Origin of the sequence: Mycobacterium basiliense (assembly GCF_900292015.1) — a bacterium.
Lineage (GTDB): Bacteria > Actinomycetota > Actinomycetes > Mycobacteriales > Mycobacteriaceae > Mycobacterium > Mycobacterium basiliense.
Genome location: NZ_LR130759.1, coordinates 4514745 through 4538068 on the forward strand (window position 1 = coordinate 4514745; position 23324 = coordinate 4538068).

Below are 23324 nucleotides of genomic sequence, written 5' to 3' on the forward strand. Positions count from 1 at the left end.
CGCGAAGACCGCCAACGACCTCAGCGACCCCAGCGTCATTGATCTTTGACCGGTGCGGTCTGCGCATCGCGCGGTACGTCGAGCGTCGCAATGGGATAAAAGCCGGAATCGTCGCGGCCGTCGCGCGCCAGTTGCATGGGCGGATAGTTCACCACGCGTGAAGCGTTCGGTTTGTGCTGTTGCCAATCGATCGACGCCCGCAGCGTGTAATGACCAGCTGGCAGGCCGTTCAGATCAACACGAACCGTCTCGGTGGCCGAGGCCGGCGTCGGCTGTAGGGCGGTGCGATCGCCGGGCGCCTCGGGTACCAGCGACTTCAGATCCACCGTCGCGGGCAGCGTCCTGATCGTCTGTCCGCTCATGTCCACCAGCCGGAATCCGGGCACCCATTTCTCGGTGGCGGCCGCCGAACCGTAGTTGGTCCACAGCACCGAAATCGTGGCCGTCCGGCCGTCCAGCCCTTGCGATCCGGGCTTCGCTTCGACGGAGTACCGATAGCCCGCGGTGGCGTTGGCTTGCGCCCATAGCAGGTACAACTTGGGGTCCATGGTCGTGCGCGAATCCTGGTCGGGAAAGTTGATGCTGGAGGTCATCGAGACGTGGTATCTCATCACGTCGCGCAGGCCTTTCTCGTAGTAAGCCTGCGGCGTGGTGCCACCGGGCAATTGACACCACTCGGTGATCACCGGCGCAACGGTGAGCCGCTGGCGGAGCGCGGCCACCACCGGATCTTGGGTCTGCACGTAGTGGGCGCCGCTACCGTCGGCCCACGCCGGCATCGGCGCATTGACACCCAGACAGTCCGAGCGAATCCCCACCGGCGCGGAAAGTCTCTTCGTGACATCGTCGGAGAGCAACTCGCGCACAATTTCCGGGTTCGCCGGACTGGTCACCAGCTGGGTGCGGGGGAAAGCGCTCACGTTGGCCTCAACTAGCCGTTGAATGGACGCCTTGGTGATGTTCTGGTCGCGGAACTGGCTGTAATAGCCCAGCGCCGCAACACTGTCGTCCGGGGCCGGTCCGGGCGCGCCGAGAGAATCGCGTAGATAGGCGACGTGGTTTTCGCTGAAGTCGCCGTACCCGGAGAACTCGAAAACGCTCAGCCGCTCGTCGCCGTCGTAACGACGCCCCAGTGCCGCCAGCAGATCGGCGAAGTTGCTCAGGTAGGTGGGATCGTTGAAGTTCGGTACCACCTGCGTAATCCCGGCCGCAGTGCCCTCGGCCGGGCCCGGATGGCTGGTGGTGGTGCCGGGGAGGGCGCGCAGCCAGTCCGGAACCGCGATGCTGGTGTTGTCCGGATACGAGGCTTTGCAGCAAGGGTTTTCGGTGTAAACCCGAAGCGTCAGCCGCATTCCCCGATCGGCAAGATTGGTCAGCGCGCTATCGATCGCGCTGAAGTCATACTTGCGGTCGTCTGGCGGGTTGGGGCCCAGCGTTGCCGGGTCCACCGGCTGCAGCTGCCGCCAGGAGATGCGCATGCTGGCGTCGTAGGACGCCGGCCAGGCCGGATATTTCTGCTGGGCGGGACTGCGCTGCGGAAAAAGCGGTTCCAGCAAGTCTTCGTACTGCCCGCGTAGTGGGTTGGGTATTTCCTGCGCGGTCGACGGTATGGCGGGGCTGGCCATCGCGGTAAACGGGCTGCTGTTTTCGCGGGTGCTGCTGCAGCCGGCGAGCACCCCAGCGAGCAGCAACGCGGCGCACGCGACAGCGACTGGTGTGTGTGTCTTAATTGTTCGAACCATTCTCACATTTGAGCTGGATGGCGCCAAGCGTCCATGCGTCGCGGTACGCGAGAAACGGCATCGGCATCCAGCGGGCGGACGGCAACGCCACCATGGCGTTGCCGGGGACGGGCGGTGACAACAGGAATCCCCGCAGCACCGGAATCCCTGCGCCTCGGCGGCCAGGTTGCATCACTTTGGTTGTGGCAGTTGAGGTTCGGCTTTCAGGTATCGCTTTGCTCACCTGGGAGCCGGCCAGTGTGGTCGGCGCCATCAACTGCGGGGCGCGGGAGCTGACAGCAAGGGCCAAGCTGCGCGGCAACGACTCCTCCGATTCGTCCTTATCGTGACCAGGGCCTTGTCCGGGTCTGGCCCAACGCGGGCGACCGGCCCATCTGCGACGAGCCAGTGACCTGCTGTCTCCCAGGCCGCTCGTTCTTCGAATACCCACCGATGGGCATCGACGAGGCCCCTCGCTCGCCCGAGTATCCGCCGGGATGTACCGGCAGGTCACGGGGTCGATTTCAGTTGCGCAGCCTATCATGCATGCCGTTTCGGCCGGCCCGGAAATCGGACCCCCGCAGAGCCGGGCCCGAACGACAAACACCAACCCACATTCCAGGTCATCACCGGTGAGCGAGCACAGCATCAACGCTCGCCGAAGCGGGTCCGGACAGTGAAACAGCTCACACTCGCGAGCCGTATTGTCACGCCAGGCCGGTCTGCGGTGTCTGAAGGGCACGAGTCCTGTTAAGGATCCCGCGAGCACCACCCAGAAATTAGGAGGCACCCAGATGTCCGAGCGGACCGACCAACCCATTCGCGTCGTTGTCGTCGGCGGTGGCTATGCCGGCACAATCGCCGCCAATCACCTGCTGCGCAATACCAATATCAAGGTCACCTTGGTGAATCCGCGCCCGGTCTTCGTCGAACGGATCCGGTTGCACCAATTGGCCGCGGGCACCGGCAACGCCACAGTCGACTACGACACGCTGCTCGGCGACCACATCCAACTGGTCGTCGACACCGTCGACCGGATCGACACCGGCACGCGCACGTTGCTGCTGAACTCTGGCTCGGAGTTGACCTACGACTACCTCATCTATGCCGTGGGCAGCGCCGGTGCCATGCCCGCGGTGCCGGGCGCCGACGAATTCGCCTATTCGGTCGCCGATCTGGAAAGCGCAACACGGCTACGCCACATACTGGCCGACCTACCCACGGCCGCACCCGTCTCAGTGGTCGGCGGCGGGCTCACCGGCATCGAAGCGGCCGCGGAGCTCGCCGAGCAGGGCCGCCGGGTGACCTTGGTATGCGGTGGCCCGCTGGGACCCTCGTTGAGCAGGCGAGGCCGGCGTTCGGTGGCCAAACAACTGCGCAAGCTGGGTGTCAACGTGCTGGAGTCGGCGGCGGTGCGCGAAGTCCGGTGGAACAGCGTGGTGCTTTCGGACGACACCGAGCTGTCCAGCGCGGCCACGGTATGGACGGCCGGATTCGGGGTGCCGGAGCTGGCCGCCCGAAGCGGACTTCAGACCGACGACCTGGGCCGGCTGCTCACCGACGAGACACTGACCAGTCTCTCCGATGAGCGCGTCATCGCCGCCGGTGACGCCGCCGCGCCGTCCGGCCAGCCGTTGCGCATGAGCTGCCAAGCGGCCGGGCCGCTGGGCGCCCAGGCGGCAAACACCGTGCTGAGCCGCGCCGCTGGGGACACCCCGGCGGTGCTGAGCCAGGCCTTCGTCGGGCAGTGCATCAGTCTGGGCCGCTCACACGGCACCGTTCAGCTGTCACGCTCCGACGACACCCCGGTGAACCTGGCCATCGGTGGCCGAAGCGCGGCCACCATCAAGGAAGCGATCTGCAAGGGCACGGTGTGGGCGATCCGGCGCGAAGCCGCCAAGCCGGGCTCGTATTTCTGGTTCAGGGGCGGCAGGCGGCCGGTGCCGTCTGTGTCCGATCCGCAGGCCGCGCTCCGATGAGCCTGTCGTTGGGCGGGCCATCGGAGCACGACGAACACGCGCAACGGTTCACCTTGCTGCGCCCACTGCTGTTCACCATCGCCTACGAAATCCTGGGCTCGGCAACCGAAGCCGACGACGTGTTGCAGGACAGTTATTTGCGGTGGGCCGCCGTCGACCTGTCTGGGGTGCGTGACACCAAGTCCTATCTGGCCCAACTGGTGACCCGCCAGGCGCTCAACGCCCTGCGGGCCGGCGCGCGCCGCCGCGAGGAGTACGTGGGACCGTGGCTACCGGAGCCACTTCTGCTCGACGACCAGGACCCCTCGGCCGATGTCGTGCTGGCCGAATCGGTGTCGATGGCAATGCTGGTCCTGCTGGAAACATTGACGCCGGACGAACGGGCGGTCTTCGTGCTGCGCGAGGTATTCGGATTCGACTACAGCGAGATTGCCGACGCGGTGGGCAAACCGGCGCCGACGGTGCGCCAGGTCGCCCACCGCGCCCGCGAACACATCCAGGCGCGGCGCAAACCGCACGGCGCCCGATCGGTGGACCCGCAGCGCCACGCCCAGATCACCGCTCAATTCCTAGAAACCGCTGCCAGCGGCGACGTGGACGCGCTGATGGCGATGCTCGCTCCGGACGCCACCTGGATGGCCGACAGTGGCGGCAAGGTGTCGGCGGCCCGCAGACCGGTGGTGGGCGCCGACCGGGTGGCCAGAGCCATCGCCGGGCTGATGCGCAAGGGGGCGGGGCAATTGCAGGTGGAGACGGTGATGTGCAACAGCGCTCCGGCGGTGCTGTTCTACCTCGGCGAGCGCTTGGAGGGGGTGATCACGACGGAGATCGTTGACGACAAGATCACCAATTTCTACGTGATGCGCAACCCCGACAAGCTGGCGGCGCTGGCCACGGCACACCAGATCAGCCGCGGCTAGGTTTCCCGCCCAGCCGCCCAACTCGCGCCGTTCCGGCGCGCAGGCTGGTCCCGACGTGCGAAAAGCCAGCGTTCTGTCAAGCTTGGGCGGTGCGAATCGACCGGCTCGGCGACCTTGGCGGTGCACCACAGGTGCTGCGCGCCCTCGGCTGCGCCACCAGTCGACTGGATTTACCCCCGCCGGCGGCGCTGACCGGTGAATGGTTCGACGCATTGGCGGTGATCGCGCCGAGTGTGGACGTGCGGCCCGTCAGCAGCGCCGATGCGTTCTCGGTCCGATCGGACCGGCATGACACCGCAGCGCCCACCGTGGAGGCCGTGGGCGGCGGCTGGGTCGGCTACCTGTCCTACCCCGACCCGGGCGCCGACGGGCGGGGCAGCAGGATCCCAGAAGCCGCTGGTGGGTGGACCGACAGCGTGCTACGCCGGGATCGCAACGGGCAGTGGTGGTACGAGAGCCTGTCCGGGAAACCCATGCCGCACTGGCTGAGCAACGCCCTGGCAGCAACCCCGGCGCCAGCGGCCGGACCGGCGGCGACGTGTCGGATCGACTGGGGACCGGCCGATCGGCAAGCACACTACGACGGCGTGCTGGCCTGCCTGGAGGCGATCGCGGCCGGCGAGGTCTATCAGGCCTGCGTGTGCACCCGGTTCACCGGGACCGTCAGCGGGGATCCGCTGGATTTCTTCATCGACGGGGTGGCTCGCACCGCCCCGGCCCGAGCCGCCTATATCGCGGGTCGGTGGGGCGCGGTGGCGTCGCTGTCGCCGGAGCTTTTCCTGCAGCGCCGCGGTGCCGTGGTGATGTCTAGCCCGATCAAAGGCACCCTGCCGCTGGATGCCTGGCCGGCGGCGCTGCGGGCTTCGCCCAAAGAGGTTGCCGAAAACATCATGATCGTCGACCTGGTCCGCAATGACCTTGGCCGGGTGGCGATTACCGGCACGGTCACGGTCCCCGAACTATTGGTTGTCCGGCGCGCTCCGGGCGTATGGCATCTGGTGTCCACGGTGGCCGCCCGGGTGCCGGACGAATTGCCGACTTCGACGTTGCTGGACGCCACCTTCCCGCCCGCGTCGGTCACTGGGACACCCAAACTGCGAGCCCGCCAACTAATTTCACAGTGGGAGCAAGGTCGGCGCGGAATTTATTGCGGCACAGTCGGTTTCGCTTCACCAACGGCCGGCTGTGAGCTCAATGTCGCCATCCGCACCGTTGAGTTCGACACGGCGGGCAACGCCGTGCTGGGCGTGGGGGGCGGGATCACGGCGGACTCCGATCCCACCGCCGAATGGGAGGAGTGCCTACACAAAGCCGCCCCCATCGTTGGGCCGCCGATCCCAGTGACCGCCACGCGGGTGGGCTAACCAGCAAATTTGTGCTGGTTTTGCACCAGTACGGTAGGTGACGGAATTTGCCGGAACGTGCACACGGTGAGCCAGCTACGCCTAAGCTGCTATCCATTGGCCCGTGTGAATCGCGAGGTCGTTTGCGCGAGGGGTGAGAGGGGTCCGTAATGAGAGTCGGTGTCGTTGGCGTTGCCGCCGCGGCCATGGTGGGTGGGACGATGGCCGTTGCCCCGTTGACGATGTCCGGGCCGATGCACGTTCCCAACCAGGGGACGTGCACCGCCGGCCAGCAGTGTGATCGGTTGGCATCGGTTCTGATGCCCAAAACCCCGGGACCGTCCGGGCAGGCCCCGGCCCCGCAGGAAGCGCCGCCCGTCGCCGCACCGCAGGACATGATCCCAGGCCTGGATAGCCCGGCCGTCCCAGCCGCGGCTCGTATCCCCGGCGCGGGCACGCCGGGAGGTCCCGGGTTGCTGCCGTTTGGGCCCGACGCCGGAGGCCTGCCGCCCCTGGCAGCCGGGGCCCTGCCCCCGGCTCCCGGTGTTCCCGACATCGGCATTCCTGGTGTTGGCATCCCCGGCATCGGCGTGCCCAGTATCGGCGTTCCCGGCATCGGCGTTCCCAACCTGGCCAACGGGCCCGCCGCGCTGCGCACCGCGACGTCGGTGGTCACCGGCGTGCTCGGCGTCGCGGGAACCACCGCCAGCGTGGTAACCAGTAGCGCACTGGCCGTCACATACATCGTGCTTGCCTATAACGCGCTGCAATCCTCGGGCATCCTGCCGGGAGCCACCGGAACCGCAAGCACGGTGAGCAGCATGCTGTTGCCATCCCTGGCGACACCGGCGCTGGCTGCCTTACCGAGCTTGAGCCTGCCGGGGCTCGGGGCGATACCGGGCTTGTCGCCGGCAGGGCTAATCGCCCTGCTGTCCGCGGGGGGTCTGCCGAACATCAGCTTGCCGGGTCTAGCCGGCGTGTCGCCGACGAACCTGCTGGCAATGGCCACCAATGCCCTGCCAGGTCTGCCGGGCGTTTCGCCGACCGACCTGATCGCGCTGGCAGCCGCGGGTGGCATCCCCGGCGTGCCGGGCCTGCCAGCGCTACCGGCGGGCATGTCGCCGATGGACGTCATGGCGTTGGTCGCCGGCGGCCTGCCGCAGCTGGCCGCCGCGCTGCCAAACCTCCAAGCCGCTTTGCCCGGGCTACAAGTGGATCCGGCGATGTTGGCCGCGGCACTGCCGGCCTTGGCCGGCGGGCTGCCGATGGATCCGACGATGCTGGCCGCGGCACTGCCGGCCTTGGCGGGCGGTCTACCGGTGGATCCGACGATGCTGGCCGCGGCACTGCCGGCAATGGCGGGCGCCCTGCCAGCCGCGGCGGCGCCGGCGCTTCCGGGCGGGCTGCCGGCACTGCCGGCGCCGCCTCGGTTGGCCGCACCGTCCGTGGGCTTGCCGGCTCCCCCGGTGGGTCTGCCGGCGCCGCCGAAGCTGCCCGCGCCACCAGCGCTGTACCCTCCGAAAATCTCGCCGCCACGGTTGTGCACACCGAAAGTCGGTCCCATCGGAAGCACCTGCACCCCCTGATTTGGTAGGGAGCTACGGCGCCGGATCCGGTTCGCGGCGCGCAACCAGCACCGCATCGTAAAGCTGACGCGCGCGCACCCCCTGGTGCGCCGCCGCTACCTCACTACAGGCGTCCTTGATCCGGATACCCGCGGCGACAAGATTCTCGACCTCACCGACCAGTGACCGCAGGTCAACGTGCAACGGGGTGGCCCCGGCGATAACCACGGTGATTTCGCCAAGCACGCCGTCCTCCGCCCAGGCCGCCAGTTCCTCGAGTGGGCCGCGCACGATTTCCTCGTGCGTCTTGGTCAGCTCCCGACACACCGCGGCCGGACGCGCCCCGCCCAGTTGCTCGACGGCATCCTGCAGGCAGGCGGCCAGCCGGCGCGGGGATTCGAAAAACACGCAGGTGCGCGGCTCCTCGGCCAGCGAGGCCAGCCACGACCTGCGCGCCGAGCCCTTGCGCGGGGCAAAGCCCTCGAAGCAGAACTTGTCCGACGGCAAACCCGAAACGATCAGGGCGGTCGTCACCGCGGACGGCCCCGGCAAGCAGGTCACCTCGATGCCGGCGTCGATACACGCCGTTACCAACCGATAGCCGGGGTCATTGATCACCGGCATGCCAGCATCGCTGACCACCAGCACCGTCGCACCGTCGTGGATCGCATCGACCAGCGAACCCACCCGCAACGCCTCCACCCGGTCGAACAGGCTGACAACTCGACCGCCGATCTGGACGTCGAGTGCCTTCGCCAAGGTCCGCACCCGACGGGTGTCCTCGGCCGCCACCACGTCGACGTTGGCCAGGGCGTCGATCAAGCCTGGCGATGCATCCGAGGGCCGGCCCAACGGGGTAGCGCCGAGCAACAGGCGGCCAGAGGTCATGACGGACAGCCTACGATCGACCTGATGACCGCACCGCCCCAAGAAGCCTTCGTCGCCGCCGAGGAACGTGCGGTACCCGTCGTCAGCCCCGGGCCGCTGGTGCCCGTCGCGGACTTCGGACCGGTCGACCGATTGCGCGGCTGGATCACCACCGGCGTGATCACGCTGCTCGCCGCGATCACCCGATTCCTGAACCTGGGCTCACCGACTGACGCCGGCACCCCGATCTTCGATGAGAAGCACTACGCCCCGCAGGCCTGGCAGGTGCTGAACAACCATGGCATCGAAGACAACCCCGGTTTTGGTCTAGTCGTTCACCCGCCGGTCGGTAAGCAGATGATCGCCATCGGTGAGGCACTATTCGGCTACAACGGGCTCGGCTGGCGGTTCAGCGGTGCACTGCTGGGCGTGGTCATGGTGGCCCTTGTGGTGCGAATCGTGCGGCGGATTAGCCGGTCAACTTTGGTCGGCGGTATCGCCGGACTCCTAGTGATCTGCGACGGCGTCAGCTTTGTCACCGCGCGCACCGCACTGCTGGACGGCTTTCTGACGTTCTTTGTGGTGGCCGCATTCGGTGCCCTTATCGTCGACCGCGATCAGATGCGTGAACGGATGCATGTCGCCCTACTAGACGGCCGCATCGGCGAGACGGTGTGGGGTCCCCGGTTGGGTGTGCGCTGGTGGCGCTTCGGCGCCGGGGTACTGCTCGGCCTGGCCTTTGCAACAAAGTGGTCGGGACTGTACTTCATGCTGTTTTTCGGCGTGTTGTCGTTGGCGTTCGACGTCGCCGCCCGTCGTCAATACCACGTACCCAGACCGTGGCTGGGGACCTTGCGACGTGACCTGTTCCCCACCGGCTATGCGCTGACGCTGATTCCGTTCGCCGTATACCTGGCCAGTTATGCGGGTTGGTTTGCCTCCGAGACCGCGATCGACCGGCACCAGGTGGGCCAGACGATTGGCCCGAACAGCGTTATCCCGTTGCCCGACGCCATTCGGTCGCTCTGGTACTACACCGCCAAGGCGTTTCACTTCCATGCGACCCTGACCAATTCGGCGGGCAACTACCACCCTTGGGAGTCCAAACCGTGGAGCTGGCCAATGTCATTGCGGCCGGTGCTGTACGCCATCGACCAGCAAGACGTGCCCGGCTGCGGCGCGCAATCCTGCGTGAAGGCCGAGATGCTGGTCGGCACCCCCGCCATGTGGTGGCTCTCGGTGCCGGTCCTGCTCTACTGCGCCTGGCGGACGTTCGTACGCCGAGACTGGCGATACGCGGCGGTATTGCTTGGCTATTGCGCCGGATGGTTGCCGTGGTTTGGCGATATCGATCGGCAGATGTACTTCTTCTACGCGGCGACCATGGCACCGTTTCTCGTCATGGCCATCGCGCTGATTCTTGGCGATATCCTCTACCAGCCCGGCCAGGGTAAGGAGCGGCGCACGCTGGGATTGATTTTCGTGTGCTGCTATGTGGCGTTGGTGGTGACGAACTTCGCCTGGCTGTTCCCCATACTCACCGGTCTGCCGATCTCCCAACAGACCTGGAACATGGAAATCTGGCTGCCCAGCTGGCGGTGATGCACCAGACTATCGCCGGCCTCGGCGACAGTGGTCAAGCTAAGGCAGCGGGTCGCGCGCTACCGGGCACGACATGCAGCGAGGTCCGCCCCGGCCGGTACCCAACTCGGAGCCCGCAATCGTGAGCACTTCGATGCCGGCGGCCTCCAGGCGGGCGTTGGTCTGGGCATTGCGCTCATAGGCAACCACGACGCCGGGCGCCAACGCCAACGTGTTGTTGCCGTCGTCCCACTGCTCGCGTTCGGCGACGACGGGATCGATGCCGGTGCCAATGACTCGCAACTTGTCGATGCCCATCGCGCTGGCCGCGGCCTCCACGAACGGAGCGGCGTCGCTGATGGTCACACCGTCGGTCGTGCGCTGGATGGTGAACGCGGTGAGGTTGTCCACAACGTTCGCATACATCACCACGGTGTCGACATCGACCATCGTGCACACGGTGTCCAGGTGCATTTGCGCGCGCCGTTGCGCGATCGGCACCGCAAGCACCGTGTGGGCGAGTCCGTCATCGAAGAGGCTGCGCGCCAACGCTTCTGCACCTGCCGGGGTGGTCCGCTCCCCCACTCCCACGGCGACCACCCCGGGCGAGAGCAACAACACGTCACCACCTTCGACAGGGGCGGTGCGTGACTCGTAGGCACGACGGATGCCGGTGAACTTCGGGTGATGGGCATAGATGATGTCGGTCAGCGACGCCTCGCGCACGCGTGCCCGCAACGCCAAGGACGGGATCACGAACCGCGGCCCGATCCAGATCGACGAGTCCCGAGTGAACAGCAGGTTCGGTAGCGGGTCGATAACGAAATCCCCACCCTGATGCATGCGAACCACCAACGACACGTCGGTGCGGGTGTCCGCCGGTAGCTCGTTGAACGTCATCCCTGCGGTGAGCACATGAGCCAGCCGAACCGGGTCGAGGCCACGCAGGTAGGCGGAAAGCTCTTGCGCCAATGGCATTCCGAGCCGGCGGGCATCCACGGCGGCGGCCACTCCCTGCATCCGGGCCGCCCCGCTTTCCAACGCCTCGGTCAGCAGCTCGGACAGCAGCAGCACTTCCACCCCGCGTGAGCGCAGCAGTTCGGCGAACTCGTCATGCTCGTCCTGCGCGCGGGATACCCAGGGCAACCCGTCGAACAGCAGTTGGTCGCTGTTGCGCGGGGTGAGCCTGCGCAGTTCGGTACCCGGCCGGTGCAGGATGGCAACCCTCAGCGTGCCTACCTCGGAATTGGAACTCAGCTCGACGCCCACAACTCAAACCGTAGCCGTGCCAACGACGATCGTCGCGCCGTGTACCCCGCATCGAACTAGTGTGCGATAGACTCACGGCCGTGGCGTTCGCGGTACAGGGCTCGCTATTCGAACACAACGAGCGCAGACAGCTGGGCGGGGGCGCCTTCCTGGACGTCCGTGCCAACTGGCTCAAAGACGACGACGACCTGCTGGAGGCACTGCTGACCACAGTGCCATGGCGCGCCGAACGGCGGCAGATGTATGACCGCGTAGTCGATGTGCCCCGCCTAGTGAGTTTCCACGACCTGACGATCGAGGACCCACCGCATCCGCAGCTGGCGCGGATTCGGCGGCGACTCAACGACATTTACGGTGGCGAACTGGGTGAACCGTTCACCACCGTCGGGCTGTGCTGCTACCGAGATGGCTCCGACAGCGTCGCCTGGCACGGCGACACCATCGGCCGTAGCAACACAGAAGACACCATGGTGGCGATCGTGAGTCTGGGCGCTACCCGCATCTTCGCGCTGCGCCCGCGCGGCGGCGGGCCGTCTTTACGCCTCCCGTTGGCTCATGGCGATCTGCTGGTGATGGGTGGATCGTGCCAGCGCACCTGGGAGCACTCGGTACCCAAGACCTCGACGCCCGCTGGCCCGCGGGTCAGCATCCAATTCCGGCCGCGCGACGTGCGGTAGGCGTCAGCGTAGGCAGCAAGCCCTAGCCGAGCACCGCAGTCACCGCTTTGACGAGCAAGTCGCGGGCGCGATTGGTGTCCACCGGCGCGACCTGCTGACCGGGCACCACAAGCGGATTGGCGATGACGTTCACCTGGTAGTCGCCGGATTGCGCCGAATAGTCGTAGAGCTCGCCGGTATGAGCCGACCCGTCGACCAGCGCCTGCAGCACACGGTGCACGCCGCGCGTTTGCACACCCTCGATGTGGGGAGCCTCGATCACCTCGATGCCACCTCGCACGCCCGCGCCGGAAAACGCGACCTTGGCGCATTCCTCCCCTGGGTCGTTGGACGGCAGCGCCTGCGAGGTCTCCACCGCGATCACGACGAACCGATTGCCGTTGCCCTCGGCCGAGACGGCGGCCATATTGCCCTCAAGGCCGGCTGGCAGCTGAGGCCCCAGCGCGGCCTTTGCGCAATTCGCCGGATCAAACCTCAGACCTTCGGGCAGCTTTCGAGCAGCAAAGAATTGCGGATCGATCGCCCTGGGGGGGATTTCGCTGACCTTGAACTCGGGTCCGAAAGTCGACTTCACCTCGGCAACGTTGGCGATGTCGGGCGGTCGCGACTGCGAGGCACCCGGGGAACACCCGGCCAGCAGGCACACCGATCCCAGCACGAGTACCACCTTGGACACCGTCGCCACCATACCCAACCCGGCAACCTAGCTGCGCAACGTCGACACCGTTTTGACCAGCAGATCAGCGGCGAACTGCGGTGCCAGCGGCGCACCCATGGACCCCGGATCGGTGGTAAGCGTGGTGAACGCGTAGTACGCGCCCAAATAGGCGATGAATGTATATGCTTGCGTGGCGATTTCGGCGCCGGACTCCACCGATGTGCGGATGTCGGCCACCATGCCCAGTGTTTGAACACCGTCGATGCGCGGGGGCTGGGTAAGACGAATGCTGGCCGTCGTGTGCGGGTCGGACATGGTCCACTGTGCGCATTCGGCAACCAGATTGCCGTCGAGAGCTGCTGGGCCTGTCGACACAGCCACCACCACCGCATCGATGATGCCCCCCGCGCCGGAGCCCGACACCCCTTGTGCGGACTGGTCAACTCCGCTGCCCAGGTCGGCAAGCGAGCCGCATGGTGCCGGCGTGGCCGTCGCATCGCCGTCCAATCGCCAGATCACCCTTGGCGAGACCCCGCCGCGCAAGCCGCTGGTCACCTCATAGTCTGGCGGCAGCTCGCGACCGACTCTTTTGATGTTGGCGGGGTTGACGGTTGCCGGACCAGCCGACGAGGATACCGGCGCCGGCGCCGACACCGGTGTCGGCACGTGCCCACACGCAGCCACCAGGGCCGTCGCTATCAGGCCGATCCGAAACGGCCGCATGACCGTTCATATCACGACAACCGCGCAGCGCCGCGGAACTTGACGGCCCGGCGCACACGCCATCAGCTCACGGCCTCGATTACCTGCCGGGCGACGCGCTTGATCTGGCCGGCCATCTCGCGGCCGAACCCCAAATCACGCGGGCCGGGAACATCGATCACCGTCGTGATGACCCCGATATCTTCGCGCTGCCACACCGCGCCGTAGCGGTCCATGATGATGCGCATCGGCAGATTGTCGGCGAGCATCCGCGCGGAAAACCTCGCGATGCCGCCAACGCGGGCGGCGACGGCCAGCGCGCCGATCAGAAAGCTCCCGATCCCCCTGCCCTGATACGCGTCGGCGACAGTGAACGCGATCTCGGCGACCGTAGGGTCGTGCTCATCGCGGACGAAACGCGCATCGGCTACCGGGTCATCGCCGTCGAGCATCACCCAGACGAAATGGTCGACATAGTCCACTTCGGACAGATAGTGCATCATCGCCCGGTCGGGAACGCGCGCCGACATGAACCGCCGATAGATCGTTTCACTGGAGAAGTGGACGTGCCCGTGCACGGTCCGTTCGCTATCTCCGGGCAGGACCGGACGCAAAAGCAACTGGGTACCGTCATGAAGCCGTACCGGGATGGGGGTGATAAAGGCGGCCAGGCGCTGCCGGACCATGCGCACCAAACGCTGCATGACGCCGGGGATGTGCACCATCCGGTCCAGGGCGTCGCTCCCACCGATCCAGCCGGTCAGCGGCTCCACCGTGGTCACCGTCGCCGTTCGTGGGATGTTGCGCAGCAGCGCGATTTCGCCGACGATCATGCCCGGCAGCGCCAGTTCGACGATGACCGCGCCGTCGTCGCCGACATGTATCACCTCAGCACTACCGGACGAGATAAGCAGGAAGGAAACGGCCTGCTCACCTTGGCGCATCAGGATTTGTCCGGCCGGGGCTCGCAGCGCTACCAGGCTGGCGGCCAAGGGCATCAGGTCCACGGCCGGGCAACCCGCAAAGATGTCCATTCCCGCGAGTTCACCCGCCCCCGCGCCGGTCAATTCGGCCATCCTGTCCAATCCACCACAGCGCAAGGCCCAGCTCGCTTGCTGATAGGCCTCAGGTTATGGCGTAGCCGGCCGCCGCGGCAACAAGTCAGGCACTAGCCTGACTTGTAATGGACATCAGCCGGGATCCGCTCGAGACCACGCGTGGCCTGCTCGATACGCCGGCCGTACTGCGACACGGCTTCCTCGACGTGTTGGGTGAATCGACAAGTTCGCCGGTACCGACGTTTGCCCAACGGGCGATGAACAGCCGGTTCGTCGCAACCGTGTACGAGCGCCTATGGCGTCCGGCGTCCTTCTATCTCGCCAGTGGTGTCACCACACGGGCCGAGCAGCATCGGGCGGCGGCGTCGTTGCGGCTGTCGTCCGCGCACAGCTTGCTCGATGTCGCCTGTGGGCCAGGAAATTTCATCTCGCCCCTGACCCAGTACCTGCCGGCTGGAAGCATCGCGGTGGGGCTCGACATCTCCGAACCCATGCTCACTCGGGCCGTCATGGACAACAGCGGACCGCAGACGTGTTACGTCCGCGGCGACGCCCGCATCCTGCCCTTCGACAACGAAACATTCGACGCCGTCTGTTGTTTCGGCGCGCTGTACCTGATGCCTGAGCCATTCCGGATCGCCCACGAGATGGTACGGGTATTGCGGCCCGGCGGCCGAATCGCGATCCTGACCAGCTATTCCGGACAAGCAACGCCAATCCGGAAGGCACTGAACGCAACCGCCACCCTCATCGGACTCACCATGTTCGACCGAGGTAGCTTTGTCGACCTGTTCGCACTGGACGGTCTGGTTGACATCAACCAACAGGCTCAACGCGCACTGCAGTTCGTCGCCGCGGCAAAACCCGAGTGACGCCGGTGGTGGCGTAGCCACGCATTATGACGCGACCTGGCAAACACCGAGGAGTCTGACCACCGGCGTGCCGGCTTCATACTCCAAGACCCACGGATCGGCGCCGCTAAGCGGTTCGGATGTGAGTTTGATCATCACCGGTTGCTGAGCCCGCCGGGACATCTGTGTGCAATCGACCTGGAACAACCGGTAATCACCGCCATGCCGAATGGCTAGCGAAAAGCCGGGCTCGACGGATTCCACGGGCACCTTTTGCAGGTAATACTTCGTGCTCATGCCAACGACATTAGGACTCTCGCGGCCCGCAGTCCTGCGGCGAAACACGGTCTTAGCAAACGTTCAGGTGAATATTGGAAGATCATCAGGCTTCCCGCCGCTTCGTTATCGTTTCGACGCATCCTCGCTGCTCGGTGGGCTAGCTTGCGGGCGGCGACCAGGACGGGCCCTGGTCGGTGCGAGCTTGAATGACCCGTTCTATGCGCCAAGTTCAGCTTTGCAGGTTGCTGAAAGATGTAGCGAGGAAAGCCTTTTGGGCATCGTCGCGCGGTTGTACATGCTGGTAGACGATGTAGAGATGCTGCAGGGAAGCATCGGCTCAGGGTATTGGCCGCCGCGGGCGGTGATGGGCCACCCCGTCAGCGCGGCACGCTTGTAATCCAGCAGGGCGCGCCACATTCGGTCGCGGTCGGGTGGCTCGAACACCGTGAGGTCCCGAACCAGCTGCAGTGCCGGTGCGCCTTCGTTGCGCGCCTGACCGTCTTCGGTATTGATCTGGCTCCACAATGCCGAAACCATGAAGCGGACGAAGAACGCGTAGACGAATCCGATTACGCCGTAAGCGAATCGGGTGGCATCGTTGTGCGCATCCTCGGCGAGTTGCGGAAAGCGCCGTCGTACGAAGTTCTTTGTGAGCACCGCACCACCCGCGATGACCGCCACGAGCCCGATCAAGTGCAGCCACGGTGGGATGTTTGATCACCAACCAGCGACTCGCCAGTCCACTCCTCCAAAACAACGCAGCGTGGACACGCAGTCCGGCATTTCGACTTTAGGCGCCGTTCGCCAGTAGCGTTCACCATCATGCTCGACAACATGGCCGCGCGGTGACAATCGCGGGGTTTGTCCTCGGGATCGTCGCGACGGTGCTTGCGGCGGCGTCGCTTACCTGGCAGGTGGTCGCGCGCCGCAGCCTTCGGCCCACGCTCACGCCCATCGTCGGCTTGCTGACTCCCGACGGGTTGGTGCTCCACGACGCCGGCCGCGACGTGTCCGAATCCCTGGCCGCCGCCGCGGGGAAACTGCCGTCCGGCCCGTTCTTCATCGGCGTCAACGTGGTCAACACCGGGCGCTCACCGTTGCGTGTCGCCCGATGGGCCATCCGCGCCGATCCGGGTGGCACGTCCCTGCTTCCGGTCGATCCGGCGATCGGCGGGACCAAGGTGCCGCACGAGATACCGCCGGGCGCGAGCGCGATCTTCTTCACCGAGCTGCACCGAGCGCACCGCTTCGCCGAGGCCGCCCAACGCGTGGCGAATCAACCGCCGCGCATTGTGCTCACCGTGTCCACGGGCGACCGGAGCTACGCAACCAACCCCGTGGCGCCGGCATTGTTCTTGCTCGGGTCACAAACCTGATTGCCGACCAGCGTCCTGACCCGCTCCACTGAGTCGGAGAGCCGGGGGGACAACCGACAAGCTCCGGTTAGCAAAGAGAACGCACGACCTCACCGCGCGGTCACCTGGTTGGTGATATCGAGTCCGGCACCTGGGTCATTGCATCCGGCCTCGTTGGTGGCGTCCGGACTGCTACTCGCCCGCCCGGGTGGGCGACGCAGTCCCCAAACGGGTCTCACCGTGAGATGCCGCCGAAGTGCTTTTTGCGACTTTTCACCACGTTGGAGATCTGGGATTGATCTTTATGGGCGCTATCGAGCCAGTCAGGAAATCTCAACTTTGACCGGTTTTCTCTGGTTGCCACCGCAATTGGGCCTGCGGCTGTACCCTCAGCTGCGCTGTATGAATTTCTCTCATGTTATCCCAGGTGAGCGGTGCGGAAGGGATAGTTGTCGATGAGCTTTTTCGTGTTGCCGCCGGAGATCAATTCGGCGCGAATGTTCGCTGGCGCAGGATCGACTCCCATGTTGGAGGCCGCGGTTGGCTGGAATACGTTGGCTTCCGAACTCGATTCGGCAGCGCAATCGTTCTCCTCGCTCACCTCGGGGTTGGCCGCGCAGGCATGGCAGGGGCCCGCCGCCAAGGCGATGCTGGCCGCCGCCGCACCGTATGCGGAGTGGTTAAGCACGGCGGCAATCCACGCATCTGGTGCCTCGGCACAGGACGTGGCCGCGATGGCCGCATACCACAGCGGAGCGGCGGCGGCCGCCGCTCAATTGGTCTCACCCGCCGCCTCCGCGCTGCCCAACTACGGCTACGGCAACGTCGGTCAGGGCAACGTCGGCTTGTTCAACAACGGCACGCTGAACTTCGGGATCAGCAACATCAGCCCAACTTCACCCCCACCGACCCGATCACCCTGTTCGGCGGGTTGGGCATCGCCAACAACGGCCTCAACAACGTCGGCATCGCCAACATCGGCGCCACCAACACCGGCCTACCCCTGCCCGGGTTGGGATTGCTCGGCGTGGGCAAGCACGGCACCTTCAATCAAGGCTTCTTCAACACCGGCAACCACAACCTCGGCGCATTCCTCAACGGCGACAACCTCATCGGCATCGGCCCCTTACACATCAGCAGGTAACTGCGGGTCTGGGTACGGCTACGCCGGGCTCAATCCTGCGGCCGCGACCGAGAATTGGCCGTTGGCCGGGCCGGCGGAATCCAGCACCCGCCGGGATCGATTCGGGCCGAGACAGGACCTCCGATTCGTCCCGAGAGTGGCTGCCCAACGCGATTCTTGCTAGACGAGCACGTGCACCGAGTCTCGGTAGGCCTCGAGCAGTCTGAGCCATAGTTCGCTGACGGTGGGAAAGCACGGCACCGCATGCCAGAGCCGATCGAGCGGAACCTGCCCGGCGACCGCGATCGTCGCCGCGTGCAGCAGCTCGGTCACGCCCGGGCCGACCAGGGTCACACCGAGTAGGCGTCCTTGGTCGACGTCGACCACGATGCGCGCCCGGCCCCGGTATCGGTCGGCGTAGAGATTGGCTCCCATCACCCCATCGCCGATTTCGACATCCACGGTCTTGACCCGGCGCCCGGTCTGCGCCGCCTGCTCCGCCGTGAGCCCCACCGCGGCGGCCTCGGGGTCGGTGAAGAACGCCTGCGGCACCGCGTGATGGTCGGCGGTAGTCGCGTGCGCCCCCCACGGCGCGGTGTCCAACTCCGTACCCGCGGCGCGGGCACCGATGGCCGCACCGGCAATGCGCGCTTGATACTTGCCCTGATGGGTCAGCAGCGCACGGCGATTAACGTCGCCGGCGGCGTAGAGCCAACCGTCGGTAACGGCTTTGACTCGGCAGGTGTCGTCAACTTCGAGCCAACTGCCGGGTACCAGTCCGACGGTTTCCAAACCGATGTGGTCGGTGAGCGGCGCGCGACCGGTGGCAAAGAGTATCTCGTCGGCCTCGAGCTCGGTGCCGTCGTCCAATGCGATGGCCACCGGGCAATAGGGGTAAGCCCGGCTAAGTTCACGAACTGCCACACCCATCCGCACGTCCACACCCGCGTCGGCGAGTCCCTTGCCGACCAGCTCGCCCACGAAAGGCTCCATCCGGGACAGCAGCCGAGATCCTCTCGCCAGCAAGGTCACCTTTGAGCCCAATCCTTGCCAGGCCGTGGCCATTTCGACAGCGACGCCGCCACCTCCGACGACGGCGAGCCGGTTCGGGACGTCGCTGCTGTCGGTGGCTTCGCGGTTGGTCCACGGTCGGGCCTCGGTAAGACCGGGTAGGTCGGGCAGTGCGGGCCGGCTGCCGGTGCAGACGACCACCGCATGCCGGACGGCCAGCACCACCTCCCTGCTGCTGGGTGTGGTGACGACTACTCGGCGCGGTCCGTCCAACCGTCCATGCCCGCGTATCAGGGTCGCGCCAATGCCCTCCACCCAGTCGGCTTGGCCGGTGTCGTCCCAGTCATTGACGTAGCGGTCGCGGCGGCCGAAGACAGCGGCCGCATCAATCGACCCGTTGGCCGCTTCGCGGGCGCCATCGATTCGGCGGGCATCGGAGATCGCGATGACTGGTCGCAGCAACGCCTTGCTGGGCACGCAAGCCCAGTACGAGCATTCCCCTCCGGTGAGTTCGCGCTCGACCACTGCCACGCTCAGACCCGATGCTCGGGCCCGGTCGGCGGCGTTCTGTCCGACCGGCCCCCCGCCGAGCACCACGACGTCGTATTCGTGTTGCTGGTCCCTGTCCTGGTCCATGGCCATGCTCAACGATCCTTTCGGCTCCGTGAGAGCGGGAGTGCCACTTCACTCACGTTGCGGGCCTGCCGAGACTAGTTTGCGTGCTGCCATCGCTCGAAGGTGCGGCGGTGGTGGTGCGTCGAGGAGAGTGAAGATTACTGCATTATTTCGTGTTGCTGCCGCCCAAGGTCAATTGGGCACTCATGCTCGCCGGGTGCCACGCGTATGGCGATCGGTTAAGGGGTCACCACCACCTCGTGGAAACCGGACTGGAAACTGGACATCGGCGCCCGCGCTGACCCGGGCGGCGCCGCCCCGTCGTTCAACGACACCGGGTTCGGCTCACGGGCGAAGAACGCACTTGGGGTGTCGCCGAAGGTCTTGCGGAACACATGGATAAACGCGCTGGGTGTGGACCAGCCGCATTGGTGGGCGACGGTCGTTACCGAGGTTCCCTCGGCCAGGAGAACGAGCGCGTGGTGCAACCGCAGCTGGGTGCGCCATTGCGGGAATGTCATGGCGAGGTCGGCGCGAAAAAGACGAGAAAGGGTTCGGTCGCTTGCGCCGACCACACGGCCAAGTTCGACGAGGGTGCGGGTGTCGCCGGGATCGGCGCGCAAGAGGGCACAGACTACTCGTAACAGCGGGTTCGTCGGCGTCGGCACATAGAGTGGCTGCTCGGGCGAGGCGAGCAACTGGTCACGCAGGACGGCAAGCAGTCGCGTCCTTTCCGGGCTGTCGATGGCACTGAGGGTGCACGCGGCAATGACCTCGCGCAGCAGGGGGCTGACTGTTAAGACCGTCGGAGCTGTTAGTCCGAGCGGGTTGTCCGATGCTGGCAGGCCCAGCAGGTGCAGCTTGGTTTGTCCATAAGCGCGGTGCTCGTGGTCAATGCCTGCGGGAATCCAGATCGCCCTGGTTGCCGGCGCGACCCAGGCCCCCTGGCTGGTCGTGACGGCGAGGACCCCGCTCCCGGCGTAGACGATCTGATGATCGTCGTGGTGATGCAGATCGATGGTCTCGCCCGGCGCCAGTCGCTGCGTGCGAGTGGGCGCAACCGATTCGTGGCGGATTTTCGACATCATTTGTCATTTTAATGAAAGCCTGCCAGGACGTCGATGACCAGCATCAATGGCATGCAACGAAACACATCCATTGCGCTGCTCTCAGCCGGACATGCGTGCGTTGACGTCTACCAGGGTGCGGTCGCGGCGTTGGTCCCGTTCTTCGTCGCCGAGCGTCATTACACCCTTGCAGCGGCATCCGGTCTGGTGCTGGCCGCATCGCTGTTGTCCTCGGTCGCGCAACCGTTGTTTGGTGCCCTGACAGATCGGTGGGCGTTGCCCTGGTTGCTACCAGCGAGCACCTTGCTATGCGGCATCGGTATTGCGGCAAGCGGTTTGAGCGGTTCGTACCCACTGACGCTGGCGTTCATTGCGGTGTCGGGCGTCGGCGTCGCCGCCTACCATCCGGAAGCGGCTCGCATCGCGCGCATCGCAAGCCAAGGCAGTAATAATGCGATGGCTTACTTCTCCACCGGAGGCAACGTCGGCTTTGGGCTTGCGCCGCTCGTGGTCGCCGCCGTCGCGGCTTCGGGTGGGCTCGCGTGCACACCGATGCTGCTGTTGCCGGCCATGGCCGGCACGGTGCTGGCGTTGCCCGTCTTGACCGCCGTGCGGAAAAGTCAAGGCGTCCAAGCATATAGGCCCCAGGCCGATGGCCGCGACGACATCCCGTCGTTCGTCAGACTGTCGGCGGCCATTGTGTTCCGCTCGGTCGCCTTCGTGGGACTCAGCACCTTCATCGCCCTCTACGTCCAGCACCGCACGGGGGGCAGCAGCATCGCGGGCACGATGGCGTTGTTCATCCTCTACTTCGGCGGTGCAATCGGATCGGTGTGGGGCGGCTCGCTGGCCTGCCGCTGGGATAGGACGACCGTGTCCCGCTGGTCATACCTGGTGTCTGCCATCGCAATCGCGGGTGTGGTGTGGGTGCCCGGTCCAGCCGTCTACCTGTTCGTCGCTGTCACATCCGTCGGGCTGTACGTGCCCTTTTCTCTGCAAGTCACATTGGGCCAGGACTACCTGCCGACCAGGATGGGCACCGCCAGCGGGATCACCCTTGGTTTGACCGTCAGCATCGGCGGTCTGGCCAGCCCCGCGATCGGCGGGCTCGCACAGGTCACCTCATTGCAGACTGCACTGGTTCCGCTGGTGGCGATGCCGCTGGTGAGCTGGCTACTTTTCCGCACCCTGCGCGACCCGTCCGCTTCATCCGAGGCGAGTGCGCCGAGTGACGAAGCAACCGCCGCTTCCTATGCCGCGGACAATGCGCTGACCTGCTCAAACTGATTGGAGCTGGGGGGGTGTGAGTTCACGACATAGGTGACAGATGAGTCGCCCGACACAACTTCTGGCGCAACCAAAACAAACCCCAGCCAATGGCGGGGCAATCTGCAGACCCATGACGCGACTCATGACAATCGGTGGAGCTAGGGAGATTCGAACTCCCGACCTACTCGATGCGAACGAGTCGCGCTACCAACTGCGCCATAGCCCCTGATCGGTAGCAGGTTACCAGCCGCGACGCCGATGGCCGAACTACCACGCCTACTGGCCGACGGCGCGCGGCAGATCCCGCGGCCAGCCGTAGTGGCGCATCGAGGACGCGGTGTCCAAGTGCTCGAAGATCGGGTCTTCGTCGTCGATCTCCAGCACCACCGCGCCCGGACGCCGTAGCCGCGAGGGCACCACCTGATATTCGCGGTCATACGCGTTCTCCACACCCGCCCGCGCGCGCGCCATCCGATGCATCCGGCGGCGACGCACCTTCTCCTCGATCCGCGTTTGCCGGCGTAGATAGGCCAGGTAGAGCACCGTCACGAAGGTTGCGCTGCCGCATAGCCACCACGCCATCGGCGTCACCTCGAAGGCCGTAATCGCCGAGCCGACCAGGACCACCGCCATCGCCATCAGCACCCGCTTGCGGAATATGTACTTGCGCGCGCTGACGGCCGCCGCGGTTGACGTGTCGAAGCGGCGACGTCGCGAGGCACCCGTTACGTAGGTCGGCGGCGAGTCGCGCTCCTCGTCGACCTCGTCCGCCTCGGGCTCCAAACCCGATGTGTCGTCGACATACTCGTATTCGTCGTCGGCGCCCTCCCGGGCAGCGGCGCGGGCGGCGAACAGCTCCGCGGTATCCAGCTCAGACTCTTCACCGGCCTCGTCCTCGCCGTTGGACTCCGCCACGCTGTCGTCGGCCGCGAGCACCGCCGGTTCGCCCCGTTGAGCACTGGCCCCCGCCGGAAGCGCTTCGATCCCTTCGTCGACGACGTCGACATCCAGGTAGTCGGGCTGTTCCTCTTGAGTGTCCCGGGTAGCGGCGACCTTCATGACGATCGAGCCCGGAGTGCGCACGTCGCCGGCGATCTCGACGGTGTCCTCGTCGAATTCCTGGTGCTCATCGGAGTTCTGGTCGACTTCGTCGTCGTCCTCATCACCGTGTGAACGATCGTGTTCGGGTTTCCAGTGGGGATCGCTGCGGTGACCGGCGGCGGGACCACCACGCTTGAGCAGGCGAGCATTTGCACCACCGTTGAGCACCCGGGTCGCCAGGGCGACATCGCTAGTGCGCCGGACCGCATCACGTTTGCTGATCAGCATGGGGACCAGCACGAACAGCCACAGCACCACGAGCGATATCCACAATAACGACTGCGGGATGCTTGGCATGTTGACCTGCTCTCTT

General features: G+C 65.9%; 21 protein-coding genes and 1 tRNA gene. 10 read left to right on the plus strand and 12 right to left on the minus strand.

The window, feature by feature from the left end; genetic code table 11:
- Nucleotides 1-35: 35 nt before the first annotated feature.
- Complete coding sequence (locus tag MB901379_RS19020) at nt 36-1742, minus strand: hypothetical protein (RefSeq protein WP_158018030.1); 1707 nt, start codon at nt 1740-1742, stop codon at nt 36-38.
- A 773-nt stretch (nt 1743-2515) separates the two neighbouring features.
- On the opposite strand from MB901379_RS19020, the gene MB901379_RS19030 reads away from it, so the two are divergent.
- The 4 genes from MB901379_RS19030 to MB901379_RS19045 all read left to right on the plus strand — a co-directional run bounded on the left by MB901379_RS19030 (nt 2516) and on the right by MB901379_RS19045 (nt 7549).
- Nucleotides 2516-3700: an NAD(P)/FAD-dependent oxidoreductase gene (locus tag MB901379_RS19030; protein WP_158018032.1), complete on the plus strand. Its 1185-nt coding sequence runs from the start codon at nt 2516-2518 to the stop codon at nt 3698-3700.
- Complete coding sequence (locus tag MB901379_RS19035; RefSeq protein ID WP_158018033.1) at nt 3697-4620, plus strand: RNA polymerase sigma-70 factor; 924 nt, start codon at nt 3697-3699, stop codon at nt 4618-4620. The genes MB901379_RS19030 and MB901379_RS19035 overlap by 4 nt, the downstream gene beginning before the upstream one ends.
- An 89-nt stretch (nt 4621-4709) precedes the next feature.
- On the plus strand, nt 4710-5984 hold the full coding sequence (locus MB901379_RS19040; RefSeq protein WP_197717827.1) for an aminodeoxychorismate synthase component I: 1275 nt from the start codon (nt 4710-4712) through the stop codon (nt 5982-5984).
- A gap of 149 nt (nt 5985-6133) precedes the next feature.
- A complete protein-coding gene (locus MB901379_RS19045; protein WP_158018034.1) occupies nt 6134-7549 on the plus strand; it encodes a hypothetical protein in 1416 nt (471 codons plus the stop codon).
- Between the two features lie 12 nt (nt 7550-7561).
- Here MB901379_RS19045 and rsmI read toward each other — a convergent pair whose 3' ends face one another.
- Complete coding sequence (rsmI, locus tag MB901379_RS19050; protein ID WP_158018035.1) at nt 7562-8416, minus strand: 16S rRNA (cytidine(1402)-2'-O)-methyltransferase; 855 nt, start codon at nt 8414-8416, stop codon at nt 7562-7564.
- Between the two features lie 24 nt (nt 8417-8440).
- Here rsmI and MB901379_RS19055 point away from each other — a divergent pair, with 24 nt between their 5' ends.
- Nucleotides 8441-9997: a dolichyl-phosphate-mannose--protein mannosyltransferase gene (locus tag MB901379_RS19055; protein WP_158018036.1), complete on the plus strand. Its 1557-nt coding sequence runs from the start codon at nt 8441-8443 to the stop codon at nt 9995-9997.
- Nucleotides 9998-10036: 39 nt separating this feature from the next.
- Here MB901379_RS19055 and arcA read toward each other — a convergent pair whose 3' ends face one another.
- Nucleotides 10037-11245 carry an arginine deiminase gene (arcA, locus tag MB901379_RS19060; protein ID WP_158018037.1) on the minus strand — a complete coding sequence of 403 codons (1209 nt, stop codon included), beginning with the start codon at nt 11243-11245 and terminating at the stop codon, nt 10037-10039.
- 80 nt (nt 11246-11325) lie between these two features.
- Here arcA and MB901379_RS19065 point away from each other — a divergent pair, with 80 nt between their 5' ends.
- Entirely contained in the window at nt 11326-11922 is a 597-nt protein-coding gene (locus MB901379_RS19065; protein WP_197717828.1) for an alpha-ketoglutarate-dependent dioxygenase AlkB, read from the plus strand.
- Nucleotides 11923-11944: 22 nt separating this feature from the next.
- Here the strand turns inward: MB901379_RS19065 and MB901379_RS24100 are convergent, their stop codons facing one another.
- The 3 genes from MB901379_RS24100 to MB901379_RS19075 all read right to left on the minus strand — a co-directional run bounded on the left by MB901379_RS24100 (nt 11945) and on the right by MB901379_RS19075 (nt 14367).
- Nucleotides 11945-12598: a DUF5642 family protein gene (locus MB901379_RS24100; protein WP_174237046.1), complete on the minus strand. Its 654-nt coding sequence runs from the start codon at nt 12596-12598 to the stop codon at nt 11945-11947.
- A gap of 27 nt (nt 12599-12625) precedes the next feature.
- Entirely contained in the window at nt 12626-13303 is a 678-nt protein-coding gene (locus MB901379_RS24105) for a DUF5642 family protein (protein ID WP_174237047.1), read from the minus strand.
- A gap of 62 nt (nt 13304-13365) precedes the next feature.
- Nucleotides 13366-14367: a GNAT family N-acetyltransferase gene (locus MB901379_RS19075; protein ID WP_158018039.1), complete on the minus strand. Its 1002-nt coding sequence runs from the start codon at nt 14365-14367 to the stop codon at nt 13366-13368.
- A 98-nt stretch (nt 14368-14465) separates the two neighbouring features.
- Here MB901379_RS19075 and MB901379_RS19080 point away from each other — a divergent pair, with 98 nt between their 5' ends.
- Nucleotides 14466-15212 (plus strand): class I SAM-dependent methyltransferase, encoded by a 747-nt coding sequence (locus tag MB901379_RS19080; protein ID WP_158018040.1) that lies wholly within the window; start codon nt 14466-14468, stop codon nt 15210-15212.
- A 24-nt stretch (nt 15213-15236) separates the two neighbouring features.
- On the opposite strand, the gene MB901379_RS19085 is transcribed toward MB901379_RS19080, so the two are convergent.
- Both MB901379_RS19085 and MB901379_RS19090 read right to left on the minus strand, forming a co-directional pair.
- Entirely contained in the window at nt 15237-15488 is a 252-nt protein-coding gene (locus tag MB901379_RS19085; RefSeq protein ID WP_158018041.1) for a hypothetical protein, read from the minus strand.
- Between the two features lie 198 nt (nt 15489-15686).
- A complete protein-coding gene (locus MB901379_RS19090) occupies nt 15687-16151 on the minus strand; it encodes a bestrophin-like domain (protein WP_232021904.1) in 465 nt (154 codons plus the stop codon).
- A 164-nt stretch (nt 16152-16315) separates the two neighbouring features.
- Here MB901379_RS19090 and MB901379_RS19095 point away from each other — a divergent pair, with 164 nt between their 5' ends.
- Together MB901379_RS19095 and MB901379_RS25360 are read left to right on the plus strand one after the other, a co-directional pair.
- Complete coding sequence (locus MB901379_RS19095; RefSeq protein ID WP_158018042.1) at nt 16316-16846, plus strand: hypothetical protein; 531 nt, start codon at nt 16316-16318, stop codon at nt 16844-16846.
- 476 nt (nt 16847-17322) lie between these two features.
- Nucleotides 17323-18132: a PPE domain-containing protein gene (locus MB901379_RS25360; protein ID WP_456319954.1), complete on the plus strand. Its 810-nt coding sequence runs from the start codon at nt 17323-17325 to the stop codon at nt 18130-18132.
- Here MB901379_RS25360 and MB901379_RS19110 read toward each other — a convergent pair.
- Together MB901379_RS19110 and MB901379_RS19115 are read right to left on the minus strand one after the other, a co-directional pair.
- Entirely contained in the window at nt 18129-19601 is a 1473-nt protein-coding gene (locus tag MB901379_RS19110; RefSeq protein WP_158018043.1) for a dihydrolipoyl dehydrogenase family protein, read from the minus strand. The genes MB901379_RS25360 and MB901379_RS19110 overlap by 4 nt on opposite strands.
- Nucleotides 19602-19813: 212 nt before the next feature.
- On the minus strand, nt 19814-20659 hold the full coding sequence (locus MB901379_RS19115) for an AraC family transcriptional regulator (RefSeq protein ID WP_158019312.1): 846 nt from the start codon (nt 20657-20659) through the stop codon (nt 19814-19816).
- A 36-nt stretch (nt 20660-20695) separates the two neighbouring features.
- Here MB901379_RS19115 and MB901379_RS19120 point away from each other — a divergent pair, with 36 nt between their 5' ends.
- The gene (locus MB901379_RS19120; protein WP_197717830.1) at nt 20696-21928 is read left to right on the plus strand and encodes an MFS transporter; all 1233 of its coding nucleotides are present in this window, start codon (nt 20696-20698) and stop codon (nt 21926-21928) included.
- A gap of 135 nt (nt 21929-22063) precedes the next feature.
- Here MB901379_RS19120 and MB901379_RS19125 read toward each other — a convergent pair.
- A tRNA-Ala gene (locus MB901379_RS19125) sits at nt 22064-22136 on the minus strand.
- 50 nt (nt 22137-22186) lie between these two features.
- Nucleotides 22187-23308 (minus strand): divisome protein SepX/GlpR, encoded by a 1122-nt coding sequence (gene sepX / locus MB901379_RS19130; protein WP_158018044.1) that lies wholly within the window; start codon nt 23306-23308, stop codon nt 22187-22189.
- Nucleotides 23309-23324 lie beyond the last annotated feature (16 nt).